The 13,868-nt window shown below is 72.0% G+C and carries 18 protein-coding genes and 2 tRNA genes; 12 read left to right on the top strand and 8 right to left on the bottom strand.

Going from position 1 to position 13,868, the window contains the following annotated elements; translation table 11 throughout:
* Positions 1-29 precede the first annotated feature (29 nt).
* Positions 30-1,730 (bottom strand): long-chain-fatty-acid--CoA ligase, encoded by a 1,701-nt coding sequence (locus tag BR85_RS04570; protein ID WP_028495467.1) that lies wholly within the window; start codon positions 1,728-1,730, stop codon positions 30-32.
* Between the two features lie 61 nt (positions 1,731-1,791).
* Here BR85_RS04570 and gatC point away from each other — a divergent pair, with 61 nt between their 5' ends.
* Genes gatC through BR85_RS04600 form a run of 6 tightly spaced genes read left to right on the top strand, consistent with a single transcriptional unit; the run spans position 1,792 to position 7,329 of the window.
* Positions 1,792-2,091 carry an Asp-tRNA(Asn)/Glu-tRNA(Gln) amidotransferase subunit GatC gene (gene gatC / locus BR85_RS04575; protein ID WP_028495468.1) on the top strand — a complete coding sequence of 100 codons (300 nt, stop codon included), beginning with the start codon at positions 1,792-1,794 and terminating at the stop codon, positions 2,089-2,091.
* Positions 2,088-3,599, top strand: coding sequence for an Asp-tRNA(Asn)/Glu-tRNA(Gln) amidotransferase subunit GatA (gene gatA, locus BR85_RS04580; protein ID WP_028495469.1), 1,512 nt, complete (start codon positions 2,088-2,090; stop codon positions 3,597-3,599). The genes gatC and gatA overlap by 4 nt, the downstream gene beginning before the upstream one ends.
* Positions 3,599-5,113: an Asp-tRNA(Asn)/Glu-tRNA(Gln) amidotransferase subunit GatB gene (gene gatB / locus BR85_RS04585; RefSeq protein WP_028495470.1), complete on the top strand. Its 1,515-nt coding sequence runs from the start codon at positions 3,599-3,601 to the stop codon at positions 5,111-5,113. The genes gatA and gatB overlap by 1 nt, the downstream gene beginning before the upstream one ends.
* 36 nt (positions 5,114-5,149) lie before the next feature.
* Positions 5,150-6,415, top strand: a complete 1,266-nt coding sequence (gene dinB / locus BR85_RS04590; protein ID WP_028495471.1) for a DNA polymerase IV — start codon at positions 5,150-5,152, stop codon at positions 6,413-6,415.
* A gap of 52 nt (positions 6,416-6,467) precedes the next feature.
* Positions 6,468-6,788 carry a hypothetical protein gene (locus BR85_RS04595; protein ID WP_028495472.1) on the top strand — a complete coding sequence of 107 codons (321 nt, stop codon included), beginning with the start codon at positions 6,468-6,470 and terminating at the stop codon, positions 6,786-6,788.
* Complete coding sequence (locus BR85_RS04600) at positions 6,772-7,329, top strand: nucleoside/nucleotide kinase family protein (protein ID WP_028495473.1); 558 nt, start codon at positions 6,772-6,774, stop codon at positions 7,327-7,329. Before BR85_RS04595 ends, BR85_RS04600 begins: the two co-directional genes overlap by 17 nt.
* A 1-nt stretch (position 7,330) precedes the next feature.
* Here BR85_RS04600 and BR85_RS04605 read toward each other — a convergent pair whose 3' ends face one another.
* The 5 genes from BR85_RS04605 to orn all read right to left on the bottom strand — a co-directional run bounded on the left by BR85_RS04605 (position 7,331) and on the right by orn (position 9,209).
* Positions 7,331-7,822: a DUF2017 family protein gene (locus tag BR85_RS04605; RefSeq protein ID WP_028495474.1), complete on the bottom strand. Its 492-nt coding sequence runs from the start codon at positions 7,820-7,822 to the stop codon at positions 7,331-7,333.
* Positions 7,819-8,103 (bottom strand): ATP-dependent Clp protease adapter ClpS, encoded by a 285-nt coding sequence (gene clpS, locus BR85_RS04610; protein WP_036272233.1) that lies wholly within the window; start codon positions 8,101-8,103, stop codon positions 7,819-7,821. The genes BR85_RS04605 and clpS overlap by 4 nt, the downstream gene beginning before the upstream one ends.
* Positions 8,100-8,450 (bottom strand): metallopeptidase family protein, encoded by a 351-nt coding sequence (locus BR85_RS04615; RefSeq protein WP_028495476.1) that lies wholly within the window; start codon positions 8,448-8,450, stop codon positions 8,100-8,102. Before BR85_RS04615 ends, clpS begins: the two co-directional genes overlap by 4 nt.
* Positions 8,451-8,475: 25 nt before the next feature.
* A tRNA-His gene (locus BR85_RS04620) sits at positions 8,476-8,551 on the bottom strand.
* Positions 8,552-8,585: 34 nt separating this feature from the next.
* The gene (gene orn / locus BR85_RS04625) at positions 8,586-9,209 is read right to left on the bottom strand and encodes an oligoribonuclease (protein WP_028495477.1); all 624 of its coding nucleotides are present in this window, start codon (positions 9,207-9,209) and stop codon (positions 8,586-8,588) included.
* 59 nt (positions 9,210-9,268) lie between these two features.
* Between orn and BR85_RS04630 the strand changes: the two genes are divergently transcribed.
* Positions 9,269-9,341 (top strand) — tRNA-Arg (locus BR85_RS04630).
* A 62-nt stretch (positions 9,342-9,403) separates the two neighbouring features.
* Positions 9,404-9,616, top strand: a complete 213-nt coding sequence (locus BR85_RS04635) for a hypothetical protein (protein WP_028495478.1) — start codon at positions 9,404-9,406, stop codon at positions 9,614-9,616.
* Here the strand turns inward: BR85_RS04635 and yczE are convergent.
* Positions 9,603-10,220 (bottom strand): membrane protein YczE, encoded by a 618-nt coding sequence (gene yczE, locus BR85_RS04640; RefSeq protein WP_028495479.1) that lies wholly within the window; start codon positions 10,218-10,220, stop codon positions 9,603-9,605. The genes BR85_RS04635 and yczE overlap by 14 nt on opposite strands.
* A gap of 62 nt (positions 10,221-10,282) precedes the next feature.
* Between yczE and yczR the strand changes: the two genes are divergently transcribed.
* Entirely contained in the window at positions 10,283-11,698 is a 1,416-nt protein-coding gene (gene yczR, locus BR85_RS04645; RefSeq protein ID WP_028495480.1) for a MocR-like transcription factor YczR, read from the top strand.
* On the opposite strand, the gene BR85_RS04650 is transcribed toward yczR, so the two are convergent.
* Positions 11,695-11,931 (bottom strand): hypothetical protein, encoded by a 237-nt coding sequence (locus tag BR85_RS04650; protein WP_051526144.1) that lies wholly within the window; start codon positions 11,929-11,931, stop codon positions 11,695-11,697. The genes yczR and BR85_RS04650 overlap by 4 nt on opposite strands.
* Before the next feature lie 130 nt (positions 11,932-12,061).
* On the opposite strand from BR85_RS04650, the gene msrA reads away from it, so the two are divergent.
* The 3 genes from msrA to BR85_RS15510 all read left to right on the top strand — a co-directional run bounded on the left by msrA (position 12,062) and on the right by BR85_RS15510 (position 13,841).
* Positions 12,062-12,586, top strand: coding sequence for a peptide-methionine (S)-S-oxide reductase MsrA (gene msrA, locus BR85_RS04655; RefSeq protein WP_028495481.1), 525 nt, complete (start codon positions 12,062-12,064; stop codon positions 12,584-12,586).
* 168 nt (positions 12,587-12,754) lie between these two features.
* The gene (gene ssb / locus BR85_RS04660) at positions 12,755-13,270 is read left to right on the top strand and encodes a single-stranded DNA-binding protein (RefSeq protein WP_051526145.1); all 516 of its coding nucleotides are present in this window, start codon (positions 12,755-12,757) and stop codon (positions 13,268-13,270) included.
* 31 nt (positions 13,271-13,301) lie between these two features.
* Complete coding sequence (locus BR85_RS15510) at positions 13,302-13,841, top strand: DUF6993 domain-containing protein (RefSeq protein ID WP_231478564.1); 540 nt, start codon at positions 13,302-13,304, stop codon at positions 13,839-13,841.
* Positions 13,842-13,868 lie beyond the last annotated feature (27 nt).

Consider the following 13,868-nt stretch of genomic DNA (forward strand, 5'->3'; position numbering starts at 1 on the left):
CGGGGGAGTTCAGCGCGCGCTGACGCCCGTCAGCTCCCCGAGGTGAGGGCCAGCAGCGACTCGCGCACCTGGCGGCGCAGCACCTTGCCGATGAGCGAGACGGGCAGCTCGTCGACGACGAAGATCCGCCGGGGGACCTTGTAGGGCGTGAGGATGCTCCGGGCGAACTCGCGAATGGACTCCACGTCGACGTCGCCCTCGCCGTCGAGCACGACGGCCGCGACCACCTCTTCGCCGGAGGTCGCGTTCGGGAGCCCGACGACGGCGGCATCCGCGACCCGGGGGTGCTGCCGGAGCACCTGCTCCACCTCCGTGGGCGCGACGTTGAACCCGCCGGTGATGACGAGCTCCTTGATCCGGTCGACGATGCGCACGAAGCCGCGTTCGTCGATCGTGACGATGTCGCCGGTGCGGAACCAGCCGTCGACGAACACCGCCTCGGTCTCCTCGGGTTTGCCGTAGTAGCCGGCGAACACCTGGGGGCCTCGAACGACGAGTTCCCCGGGCTGCCCGGGAGGCACGTCGCGCGTCGGCTCGTCCGGATCGACGACGCGGCACTCGGTGCCCGGGAGCGGGAGGCCGACCGTGCCCGGCACGCGGTTGTCCGCGACGGGGTTCGCCATCAGGACGGGCGAGCACTCCGACAGGCCGTAGCCCTCCACGAGGTAGCCCCCGGTGGCTTCCTCGAACGGCACGACGAGCTCGTGCGGCAGAGCCATCGCACCGGAGATCGCGATGCCGGTGCCGGCGAGGGAGACGCCCTTCTCCCGGGCGACGGCCAGCAGCCGCGCCGCGATCGGGGGGACGAGCGGCAGGAAGGTCGCCGGATGCTTCTTCGTCACCTCGAGCACCATGTCCGCATCGAAGCGCGGGAAGAGCACGAGCCGGGCGCCCATCGACATCGCGAAGGTCAGGCACAGCGTCAGCCCGTACGCGTGGAACATGGGCAGCACCGCGTACACGACGCAGCCCTCGCCGCGATGGATCGACGGCACCCACGCCTGCGCCTGCCGCGCGTTGGCGAGGAGGTTCCGGTGCGTGAGGGCGGCGCCCTTGGGGGTGCCGGTCGTACCGCTCGTGTACTGGATGATCGCGAGGTCGTCCGTGCGCGGCTGGGGGAAGGAGGCCGGGAGCGGGGTCGCCTGCAGGAGCTTCTCCCACCCGGTCGCGCCGGTCACGCGCTCGGTCAGCGCCGCCCGCGATTCGCGGGCCTTCGGGATCGGCAGAGTGAGGGCGAGGCGCAGCGACAGGGGCATCGCACGGGTGAGGTCGACGGTGACGATGGTGCGCACCGCGAGGTCGGCCGGGAAGTCCTGCACCGTCCGCACGACCTTGCTCCACACGATCGCCGTCTTCGCACCGTGGTCCTCGAACTGCTTCCGCAGCTCCCGGGGCGTGTACAGCGGATTGTGCTCGACCACGACGGCGCCCAGGCGCAGGATCGCGTAGAACGCGACGATGTGCTGCGGGCAGTTCGGCAGGACGAGGGCGACCCGGTCACCGGGCCCGACACCGAGCGCCTTCAGGCCCGCCGCCGCGCGGTCGACGGCATCCTGCAGCTGACGGTAGGAGGTCGTCCGGCCGAAGAACTGCAGCGCGGGCGAGTCCGGGTAATCGCGCGCCGAGGCGGCGACGATGTCCAGCAGGTTCCCCTCCAGCGGGCCGAGGTCGGCCGGCACCCCCTCCGCATAGCTGGCGATCCAGGGGCGAGGCGGGTCGTACGTCGTCACGGCCCTCACCTTACGACAGGGCGGGACAGGACGGTGCAGGCGGCGCAACTAGACTTGACCGGTGTCTGAAATCACCCCCGATCTCGTGCGCCACCTCGGCGTCCTCGCCCGGATCCAGCTGAGCGACGAGGAGGTGGAGCGGCTCACGGGTCAGCTCGACGTCATCGTCGACAACATCGCGAAGGTCTCGGAGGTCGCGACCCCCGAGGTACCGGCGACCAGCCACCCCATCCGGCTGCACAACGTGTTCCGTCCCGACGTGCCGGGCGACATGCTCTCCGTCGAGCAGGTGCTGCAGAACGCTCCGGATGCCGCCGACGGCCGCTTCCGCGTCACCGCCATCCTGGGAGAAGAACAGTGAGCGACCTCACCCGCCTGACCGCCGCCGACCTTGCCGGCAAGCTGGCCGCGGGGGAGGTGTCCAGCGTCGAGGCGACGCAGGCGCACCTCGACCGGATCGCCGCCGTCGACGGCGACGTGCACGCCTTCCTGCACGTCAGCGACCACGCTCTCGACGTCGCCGCCGACATCGACCGGCGCCGCGCCGGCGGGGAGCAGCTGGGCGGGCTCGCCGGCGTCCCGCTCGCGATCAAGGACGTCCTCGTGACGACCGACATGCCCTCCACGAGCGGCTCGAAGATCCTCGAGGGCTACATGTCGCCGTACGACGCGACCGTCGTGGCACGGGCCCGCGCCGCCGGCCTCGTGCCCCTCGGCAAGACGAACATGGACGAATTCGCGATGGGCTCCTCCACGGAGCACTCCGCATACGGCCCCACCCACAACCCGTGGGACCTCGACCGCATCCCGGGCGGCTCCGGCGGCGGCTCCGCCGCGGCCGTCGCCGCCTTCGAGGCGCCGATCGCGCTCGGCTCCGACACCGGCGGGTCCATCCGCCAGCCCGCGCACGTCACCGGCACCGTCGGCATGAAGCCCACGTACGGCGGCGTCAGCCGGTTCGGCGCGATCGCGCTGGCGTCCAGCCTCGACCAGGTCGGCCCCGTCTCCCGGACGGTGCTCGACTCCGCGCTCCTGCACGATGTCATCGGCGGACACGACCCGCACGACTCGACGTCGCTCACCGACGCGTGGCCCTCCTTCGCCGCCGCCGCCCGCGAAGGCGCCACCGGTGAGGCCCTCAAGGGGCTCAAGGTCGGCGTCATCGCCGAGCTGCCGGACAGCGGCTTCCAGCCCGGCGTCTCCGCCTCCTTCCGTGCGGCGCTGGCCGCCATGGAGGCCGCCGGCGCGGAGATCGTCGAGGTCAGCGCGCCGCACTTCGAGTACGGCGTCGCCGCGTACTACCTCATCCTCCCGGCGGAGGCGTCCAGCAACCTCGCGAAGTTCGACTCGGTGCGCTTCGGCATGCGCGTGAACGTCCCCGGCGGCACCGTGGAGGACGTCATGGCCGCGACCCGCGACGCCGGTTTCGGCGACGAGGTCAAGCGCCGCGTCATCCTCGGCACGTACGCTCTGTCCGCGGGCTACTACGACGCCTACTACGGCAGCGCACAGAAGGTCCGCACTCTCATCCAGCGCGACTTCGACGAGGCGTTCGCCCGGGTCGACGTCATCGCCACCCCGTCCGCGCCGACCACGGCGTTCAAGCTCGGCGAGAAGGTCGACGACCCCATCCAGATGTACCTGAACGACGTGACGACGATCCCGGTGAACCTCGCCGGCGTCCCCGGCATCTCGATCCCCTCCGGCCTCGCCGAGGAGGACGGGCTGCCGGTCGGCATCCAGTTCATCGCTCCCGCGCGGGAGGACGCCCGCCTGTACCGGGTCGGCGCCGCCGTGGAGACCCTGCTCGTCGACCGCTGGGGCGGACCGCTCCTGGACCGCGCACCCGTTCTCGGAGGAACCCGCTGATGGCCAAGGACAAGCTGCTCGACTTCGACAAGGCCCTCGAGCTGTACGAGCCGGTGCTCGGCTTCGAGGTGCACGTCGAGCTGAACACCGCGACGAAGATGTTCTCCTCGGCCGCCAACCCGGCCAACTCGGCGAACCACGAGGCGGGACCGAACACGCTCGTCGCACCCGTCGACATGGGGCTCCCGGGCTCGCTGCCGGTCGTCAACGAGACCGCCGTGCGCTACTCGATCAGCCTGGGCCTCGCCCTCGGCTGCTCCATCGCGCCGTCCAGCCGGTTCGCGCGGAAGAACTACTTCTACCCCGACCTGGGCAAGAACTACCAGATCTCGCAGTACGACGAGCCCATCGCCTTCGAGGGCTCCGTCGAGATCGAGCTCGGCGACGGCACCCTCGTGACCGTCCCGATCGAGCGCGCCCACATGGAGGAGGACGCCGGCAAGCTCACCCACATGGGCGGTGCGACCGGCCGCATCCAGGGGGCCGAGTACTCGCTCGTGGACTACAACCGCGCCGGCGTGCCGCTCGTGGAGATCGTCACGAAGCCGATCTTCGGGGCCGAGCACCGCGCGCCGGAGATCGCGAAGGCGTACGTCGCCGCGATCCGCGACATCGTGATCTCGCTGGGCATCTCGGAGGCGCGCATGGAGCGCGGGAACCTCCGCTGCGACGCCAACGTCTCCCTCCGCCCACGCGGCCAGGAGAAGCTCGGCACCCGCACCGAGACGAAGAACGTCAACTCGATGCGCTCGGTCGAGCGGGCCGTCCGCTACGAGATCCAGCGTCAGGCGGCGATCCTCGCCGCCGGCGGCACGATCACGCAGGAGACGCGGCACTGGCACGAGGACACGGGGACGACCTCGCCCGGTCGCCCCAAGTCGGATGCCGACGACTACCGGTACTTCCCGGAACCCGACCTGCTTCCCGTGGAGCCCTCCGCCGAGCTGATCGAGAAGCTCCGCGCCGCGCTGCCCGAGCCGCCGGCCATCCGTCGGCGCCGGTTGAAGGCCGACTGGGGCTTCACCGACCTGGAGTTCCAGGACGTCGTCAACGGCGGCCTCCTCGCCGAAGTCGAGCAGACCGTCGCCGCGGGAGCCGCACCGGCCGCCGCCCGCAAGTGGTGGACGGGCGAGATCACCCGCGTCGCCAACGCGCAGGGCGTCGAGGCGAGCGCGCTCGTCGAGCCGCAGGCCGTCGCCGCCGTGCAGAAGCTCGTCGACGCCGGCACCCTCACCGACAAGCTCGCGCGCCAGGTGCTCGAGGGCGTCATCGCGGGTGAAGGCTCGCCCCAGGAGGTCGTCGACGCGCGGGGACTCGCCGTCGTGTCCGACGACGGTGCCCTCATCGCCGCGATCGACGACGCCCTCGCCGCGCAGCCCGACGTCCTCGCGAAGATCCGCGACGGCAAGGTGCAGGCCGCGGGCGCCGTCATCGGTGCGGTCATGAAGGCGATGCGCGGGCAGGCGGATGCGGCGCGCGTGCGCGAGCTCGTGCTGGAGCGCGCCGGGTCCTGAGCTGGCGGTGTCCGGGGGACCCGGGACAATGGTCGTATGGGACGCGGTGACGGGACGGGACGGATCGCCTCGCCCGACGACGCCGACGACACCGGGACCCGCATCCTGCACGTCGACATGGACGCGTTCTACGCGTCCGTCGAGGTGCTCGACGATCCGCGCCTGGCCGGCAAGCCGATCATCGTCGGCGGCGCGGAGGGGCGCGGCGTCGTCTCCAGCGCCTCCTACGAGGCGCGTCGCTTCGGCGTCCGCTCGGCGATGTCGACCGGCATGGCGCTGCGCCTGTGCCCGACCGCGATCGTCGTCGCGCCCCACTTCGACCGGTATGCCGCGCTGTCGCGCGCGGTGATGCGGATCTTCCACGAGGTGACGCCGCTCGTCGAGCCGCTGTCCATCGATGAGGCCTTCCTCGACGTGAGCGGGGCGCGGCGGCTGTGGGGATCCCCCGGGGAGATCGCGCGCATGCTGCGCGCACGCGTGAAGGAGCAGACCGGGCTCACCTGCAGCATCGGCGTCGCCGCGACCAAGCACGTCGCGAAGATCGCCTCGACCCTGTCGAAGCCGGACGGGCTGCTCATCGTCAGCGCGGCCGACACGGGGGCTTTCCTGGCCGCGCGGTCGGTGCGCGCACTCTGGGGTGTCGGGCCCAAGGCCGCTGAGGCTCTCGAGGCCCGCGGCATCCGCCTGGTCTCGGACATCCTGGACGCGCCGCAGGCCGTCCTGGAGCGCGCACTCGGGAAGGCCATGGGGGAGCGGGTCGCCCAGCTCGCCCGCGGACTCGACCCCCGCGAGGTGGAGACGCACCGCGTCGAGAAGAGCGTCGGCCACGAGGAGACGTTCCTCGAGGACATCTCCGCCGTCCCGGTCCTGCGCACCGAGCTGCGCCGCCTCGCCGACCGTGTCGCGGCACGCCTGCGCGACGGCGACTGGGAGGCGTCCACGATCGCCCTGAAGCTCCGCTTCGCCGACTTCACGACGCTCAGCCGGTCGGCGACCCTCCCGGAGCCGACGAATGTCGGCCAGCGCATCGGCGACGTCGCCATCGAGCTGTTCGACCGCATCGACCTCGTGCAGCCGGTGCGGCTCATCGGCGTCCGCGGCGAGAAGCTGCGCCCCGCCGGATCGCTCGGGCTCGCGCTGTGGGACGACGACGCCGACTGGCGCCGCGTCGACGAGGCCCTCGACGGCGCCCGCTCCCGCTTCGGCGGTGGCGCCGTCACGCGGGCGAGCACCCTGGGGGCACGCCGCGACGTCAACGCGCTTCCCACGAACCCGCGCCTGCCGCAGACCGACCAGGGCTGAGCATCCTCGCAGAGCCCGCGCGCCCGCGCGCTCCGCGCAGTACGGTGGGACCATGCCCAACCTCGCACTGGAACTCGGCAAGCAGACCGCCGCCCTCGGCGTCCACAGCGTCTACGGAGAGCAGATCGACGTCGACGGCGTCCGCCTCATCCCCGTCGCCATGACCTGGTCGGGATTCGGCGCCGGCGAAGACGACCGCGGCAGCGGCGGCGGGGGCGGCGGTGGTGTCGCCGTGCCGCTGGGAGCGTACATCCGCAAGGGCGACGACCTGCGCTTCGAGCCGAACCTCGTCTCGCTCGTCGCCGTCGCGATCCCGTTCGTGTGGGTCACGGGACGGGCGCTCAGCCGCCTCATCCGTGCACTCAAGCGCTGACGGAGTCGCCGGCGCCCTCGCCGCGGCCGCCGATCTGCTGGCCCCCGCGCTCCTCGACGCGCGCGTGACCCTGATCGACGGACGCTCCGGGGCGGGCAAGACGTCCCTCGCGGCGCTGCTCTCCGCCCGGCTGCCCCAGGTTCAGGTGCTTGCTCTGGACGCCCTGTACCCGGGCTGGGACGGCCTCGAACAGGGCGTGGAAGCCGTCCTGCACGGTGTCCTGGAAGCCCTGGCGCGGGGCGAGGAGGGCCACTGGCGGCGTTGGGACTGGGCGAAGGAGCGCCCTGCCGAGGCGCATGCCGTCGACCCCGCGCGCCCGCTCATCGTCGAAGGATCCGGCATCCTCACCCCGCAGACGGCCGCCCTCGCCGACGTCCGCGTCTGGCTGCGTTCGCCCGCGGCGTCGCGGAAGGCCCGCGCCCTCGCCCGGGACGGAGAGGCGTACCGGCCGCACTGGGACCGGTGGGCCGGGCAGGAGGAGCAGCACCTCCGCACCGACGAGCCGGAGCGCTGGGCGACGCACGTCCTCGACGTCCCCTGAGTCAGCCGTCGATCGCCTGCAGCAGCCCCTCGAGCCGGTAGCCGAGCCATTCGTACACGCCGTAGCGCGGGTCGTCGACGTCTCCGTCGGCTTCCGTCCGGATGCCGAGGCGCGTCGCCAGGACGAGCCGCAGCGCCGTGAGGGTGCGCAGCCACGCGGACAGGCGCTCCCCATCCAGCGGGATGCTCACCACCGCCTCTGCCGACACGGCATCCAGCTCCTCCGGGCGGAGCGGGGCGCCGTCGCGGAGCAGCGTGGCCAGCACCAGGCCGGCGTCGGCGGCGCGCCGCTGCAGGAGGTCGCTCTCCGTGAGGGCGCGGAACTCGCGCGCCGCGTCGGCGTCGGCATAGGCGTCGGGGACGAGTCGCGCGATCGCCGGGTCTCCGGCATCGGATTCCTGCTCGGTCACGAGGGCGGAGAACTGCTCCACGAGCGAGGTCAGGTGAGCGACCTCGATCGCGGTCAGCTCGAGGGCGACGCCGGGCACGGTCACGCGCCGGCCTCCCGCACGGTCGCCCACAGGCCGTAGTCGTGCATCGCCTGCACGTGCAGCTCCATCTGCTCTCTCGCCCCCTCCGCCACGACCGCGTGCCCGTCGTGGTGCACCGCGAGCATCAGCTGCTGGGCGCGCGCCGCCGAATACCCGAAGTACTCGCGGAAGACGTGCACGACATAGCTCATGAGGTTGACCGGATCGTTCCAGACGACCGTCTGCCAGGGTCCCGACGCGGTCCGCGCGAGGTCGAGGTCGTCCTGGGGGAGGGTGAGGGTCATGCCCAGCCCAACTCGTGCAGACGGTCGTCGTCGATGCCGTAGAAGTGCGCGATCTCATGGACGAGGGTCGTGTGCACCTCGCCCCGCAGCTCGTCCTCGTCGGCGCACACATCCAGGTGCGGTTCGCGGTAGACGATGATCCGGTCGGGGAGTTCGCCCATGCCGTAGCGGTCGCGCTCGGTGAGGGAGAGGCCGTCGTAGAGGCCGAGGAGATCGAGGCTGCCGTCCTCGGGGCGGTCCTCCACGACGAACACGACGTTGTCGAGGCCGGCGACCATGTCCCCCGGCAGCCGGTCGAGTTCGTCGGAGACGATCGCGTCGAACGCGTCGGCATCCATCTCGATCATGACAACGCCTCACCGCGGGGGTGCTTGGGGTGAGTAACGGGACTTGAACCCGCGACCCCCTGGACCACAACCAGGTGCTCTACCAACTGAGCTATACCCACCAAGTGCCCGTGCATGGGCAACCCCACCAGTGTATTACAGCCCGGAGGCGAACGACGACACGGCGGATGCCGCCGCGTCCCGCGCCGCGTCACTGGTGGGTCCGGGCTCGGGGACGAAGACGGCCTGCCGGTAGTACGCGAGCTCGCGGATGGACTCGCGGATGTCGGCGAGGGCGCGGTGCCCGCCGTCCTTGCTCGGCGCGTTGAAGTAGGCCCGCGGGTACCAGCGGCGGGAGAGCTCCTTGATCGTGGACACGTCGATGTTCCGGTAGTGCAGCCAGCGATCGATGCGCGGCATGTACTTCGCGAGGAACATCCGGTCGGTGCCGATCGTGTTGCCCGCGATGGGCGCCTTGCCCTCCGCGACGAAGCGCTGGATGTACTCGAGCGCCTCGAACTCCGCCTCGGCGAGGCTCACGCCGTTCGGGATCTCCTCGAGCAGTCCGGACGTCGCGTGCATGTTCGTGACGAACTCGTTCATGTTCGCGAGGGCGGAGTCGTCCGGCTTGACCACGATCTGGAAGCCGGGGTCGAGCACGCGGAGTTCGAAGTCCGTCACGACGATCGCGATCTCGACGATCTCGTCGACCGCCGGGTCGAGCCCCGTCATCTCACAGTCGATCCAGACGAGACGATCGTTCTCCGCGGCACTCACCATGCCGCCATCCTAACGAGCGCTTCCGACGTGGCCCGGCCCGCGCGATAACCTGACAGTGCGCCCTCGTAGCTCAGTGGATAGAGCAGCGGCCTTCTAATCCGCCGGTCACAGGTTCGAATCCTGTCGGGGGCACGTCCCTCTGGCGGCCCGCGGCCGTTCCGCGTAGCGTCGTGACCGTCGGAAGGAGTTCGGAGATGAGCACCACGTCACAGACCGCCCTCTGGGTCGCATACGGCGCGGAGAGCAACGTCGTGGGGACGATCCGCAAGGTCGACGGCGCATACACCGTCACGATCGCCGGCGCGGACGCCTCCGTCGGCACCTACCCGTCCATGGAGATCGCGAAGAGCGCGCTGCACGGGCACCTCCCGCCCGGGTCGGACTGGCCGAGGTTCACCCAGCACTGACGGCCGGCGTGGCGGGCGCGGGTGTCGCGCGCCGACGGTGGTCGAACGGCGGCAGCGCGATGTGCACGAGCGGTCCGATGAGGACGGCGAAGAGCACGGTCCCCAGGCCGACCGTGCCGCCCAGCAGCCAGCCCGCCAGCAGGACCGTCGCCTCCACCGCGAGGCGGGCCGCCCAGATGGGCCAGCCGAACCGCGCGTTGATCCCCGTCATGAGCCCGTCGCGCGGCCCGGGGCCGAAGTTCGCGCCGATGTAGAGCCCCGAGGCCAGCGCGACCAGCACGACCCCGCCGAGGAAGACGACCCCCTGGGTGAGCCAGCCCGTGATCGGCGGGACGATGCCGAGCGTCGCCTGCATGCTCGTCCCGACGATGAGGATGTTCGCGATCGTCCCGATGCCGGGCTTCTGCCGCAGCGGTATCCACAGCAGGAGGATGAGGAACCCGAGGAGGTTCGTCACCCAGCCGATCCCGATCCCCGTCTGGCGGGACACGCCCTGCGCGAAGACCGTCCACGGGTCGAGTCCGATCCCCGCCTGGACCATGACGGCGCAGCCGGCGCCGTAGAGGACGAGGCCGATGAGGAGTTGGACGACGCGGCGGGGCATGAGGACATCCAATCGCACGATTGGCCCTCAGTGAGCGGTCCAATCCCGATATGGTGGCTCGCATGGACTCCCGGATCACGGCGCGCAGCCTCGCGCAGGCTCTCGGCGGGTGGCGCACGCGCGATCCCGCCTATGAGGCGCTGGCCGACGGCATCCGCCTGCTCTGCCTCGACAACCGTCTCGCGCCGCGGACGGCGCTGCCGGCCGAGCGGGAACTCGCCGGGGTCCTGCAGCTGAGCCGCACGACGGTCGCCGCGGCGTACGGGAGCCTGCGTGCGACGGGACACATCGAGAGCCTCCGGGGCTCCGGGAGCGTGACCCTGCCGCTCCATCGCCGCGAGCCGGGTCGCGTCGCCGGCGCGCCGGACGACATCGACCTGCAGCAGGCCAGCCCGGCCGCGTGGCCCGGTCTCGCCGGGCTCATGAGCGAGGTCGCGCTGGACGCCACGTCCATCGTGTCGCGCGCCGGGTACGACATCCTCGGCCGGGAGGACCTGCGCGAGGCCATCGCGGCCCGCTACTCGCTGCGCGGCGTCCCGACGACCGCGGACCAGATCATGGTGACGACGGGGGCGCAGAGCGCGATCCACCTCGTCGCCGCCGCGTTCCTCCGCCGCGGCGAGCGCGCCCTCATCGAGACGCCGACCTACCCGCACGCGGCGGAGGCCCTCCGGGATGCGGGTGCGCGACTCGTCGGCGTCCCGGTCACCACCGACGACGGCTGGGATCTCGAGCGGGCGGAGCAGGCGTTCGCCCGTACGAATCCGGCCCTGGCGTACCTCATGCCCGTGTTCCAGAACCCCACCGGGCGGAGCATGACCGAGCGCGAGCAGGACGTCATCGGTGCCGCGGCGCACCGCGCCGGCACGCTCCTCGTGCTCGACGAGACGACCGGCGACCTGGCGATCGACCCGCGCCCGGCGGGCCTGGCCCTGCCGCACGCCGACGTCATCCGCATCGGGTCGCTGGGGAAGACCGTGTGGGGCGGGCTGCGGGTCGGGTGGATCCGGGCCGACACGGAGACCATCCGTCGGCTGGTGGCCGCCCGCCCGCACCGCGATCTCGGCACGCCCGAGTTCGAGCAGGCCGTCGCCACCCGGGTCCTCGGCCACATGCCGGATGTCATCGCGCAGCGCTCCGCCCTGCTGCGCGAGGGACGGGATGCGCTGGCCGCCGCTCTGCGCACCCACCTGCCGGAGTGGCGGCTGCCGCACGTGGCCGGGGGCGTCTCGCTGTGGGTCGGCCTCGACGCGCCGCTCAGCTCGGGGCTCGTCCTCGCAGCGCGGGCCGAGGGGCTCCACCTGTCGGCGGGCGCCCGCTTCGCCGTCGACGGCGGCCACGACCGGCACCTCCGCGTGCCGTTCACGGCGCCGGTGGAACAGCTCCGGCGCGCCGTCGACATCCTGGCCCGCACGTGGCCGGCCGTGCGGTCCAATGCCCCGCTCCGGGGTGCGGACCTGCTGGACGCCGTGGTCTAGCGGGACAGCCGCAGACACTCCACGGCCTCCGCCGCCGACCAGAACGTGCCGACCTCGCGGAACCCCGCGCTGGCGGCATGGAAGCGGAGCGCGGCGAATCGCGCGCCGTCCTCCCGGGTGGCGAGATGCCCGAGCGCGCGCCCCGCGGCGTCCAGGACGCGCCAGAGCCCCGCACCCACCGGCAGCAGCCGCACGGCCTCGGACACGGGCGGTCCTTCCATCAGAATCGACATCGTCTCTCCTTCCCGGAATCGAACATATGTCCACCCTCCGACATCCCGTCCGCGTCGGGAACAGCGGCGCGGGGATGTACGTTCGGTCCAGTGACGCGCCGCCGATCGTGGCGCGAGATTCGGAGACGACATGGAGACGTACGTACTCGCCGGCGGGTGCTTCTGGTGCCTGGATGCCGCATATCGCGCCCTGCGCGGAGTGACCGAGGTCGAATCCGGCTACATCGGCGGCACGACGCCGAACCCCAGCTACGAGCAGGTCTGCACCGGCACGACCGGGCACGCGGAGGCGGTGAAGGTCACCTTCGATCCCGAGGTCATCCCCGGCGACGTCATCCTCGACGCGTTCTTCACGATGCACGACCCGCGTCAGCTGAACCGGCAGGGCAACGACGTCGGTACGCAGTACCGTTCGGCCATGTTCCCCGCCGACGACGCGCAGCGCGAGGCGTTCGCCGCCGCCGCGGAGCGCGCGGCGGAGTGGTGGGACGGCGGTCTCGTGACGACCACGGAGGAGCTGGGCGCGTTCTACCCGGCCGAGGACTACCACCAGGACTTCTTCGCCAAGAACCCGGGCCAGGGATACTGCCTGGCCGTCGCGGTGCCGAAGGTCAACAAGGTGCGCGCGCGCTTCGGCGAGTACGCCCGCCTCTGACGCCTCCTCCCCACCGCCTCTCTCCGCGCCGCCCTCCACCGATCGCCCGGCTCGCCCGTTCCTGTGGGCGGGTGCCGGTCAGGGTGGAGGTGCTTCGGCATCCGACGGGCACTCGGATGCCGAAGCATGGCCTGCGGAGAGTCCGCGGCCCGTGAGAGAGGAAACGCGATGAGCGATCGCATCACCGTCGTCGGCAACATCGCCACCGTCCCCGAGCGCCGGCAGACCGGCACCGGGATCCCGGTGGCACACTTCCGGCTCGCGACGAGCCAGCGTCACCGCGACGCGCAGGGGGCCTGGGTCGACGGCACGACCAACTTCTACTCCGTGTCGGCCTACCGGCAGCTGGCCGAGCACGCCCTGGCGTCCCTGCAGCGCGGCCAGCGCGTCATCGTCACCGGCGCCCTGAAGATCCGCACGTGGGAAGTCGGCGAGAAGAAGGGCACCGAGGCCGAGATCGACGCCGACGCCCTGGGCCCGGACCTGCAATGGGGAACCAGCCGGTTCACCGCGCTGAAGCGGGAGACCGCCGCGCCAACGACCGACGCGAGCTGGTCTGCGCCGGGGCTTCCGGCGGGTGGCCCGAATGGGCCGGAGGACGGCGGCGCAGATCCGGATGCGGTCGACGACGAGGTGGAGCCGGACTGGGCGCGGAGCCCCCTCGCGGAGCCTGCCCCGTTCTGAGCGAGGCGCGGAGCGCGCCTAGACTCGCTCCGTGCCCGTGTCGCCTGCCTCCTCTGCGTCGTCGACGGGGCACCCCACCCGCCGCGTCGCGCACCGGCGTCGTGGATCGACGGTCGCGGCCCTGATCGCGGGGGTCCTCGCCGCGACGATGGCGGGCTGCGCGCCGACAGCCGTCGACCCCGTGTCGACGCCGTCGCCGACCTGGGCGGCGCCGACGCCCACTCCCACGCCCGCGGGGCCCACGCTCGTGGTGGACGGGTCGGCGGAGGACAACCTCCCGCTCTTCACCGCGGTCATGCAGACGGTCGCCGCGACGGCGCAGTCGGTCGAGGGGCGGGCGTACATCGACGCGCTGGCGGGGGCGGGCTTCGACAAGTCGGCCATGGAAGTGACCTACGACCGGACCACCGTCGACAATGCCGCCGACAGCATCCAGTTCTCCGTCGCGTGGGAGGGGGAGTGCCTCATCGGACAGGTCGGGCCCTCCACCCCGGCCCCCACCGCCGTCGTCCTGCCCGCGCTGCCCGCCGGCGGCTGCCTCATCGGCGAGACCCGCCCGATCGACTGGTGAGGCGCACTCCGCTCCCCGCGTAGACTT

This window comes from Microbacterium sp. UNCCL10 (genome assembly GCF_000746195.1).
GTDB lineage: Bacteria > Actinomycetota > Actinomycetes > Actinomycetales > Microbacteriaceae > Microbacterium > Microbacterium saccharophilum.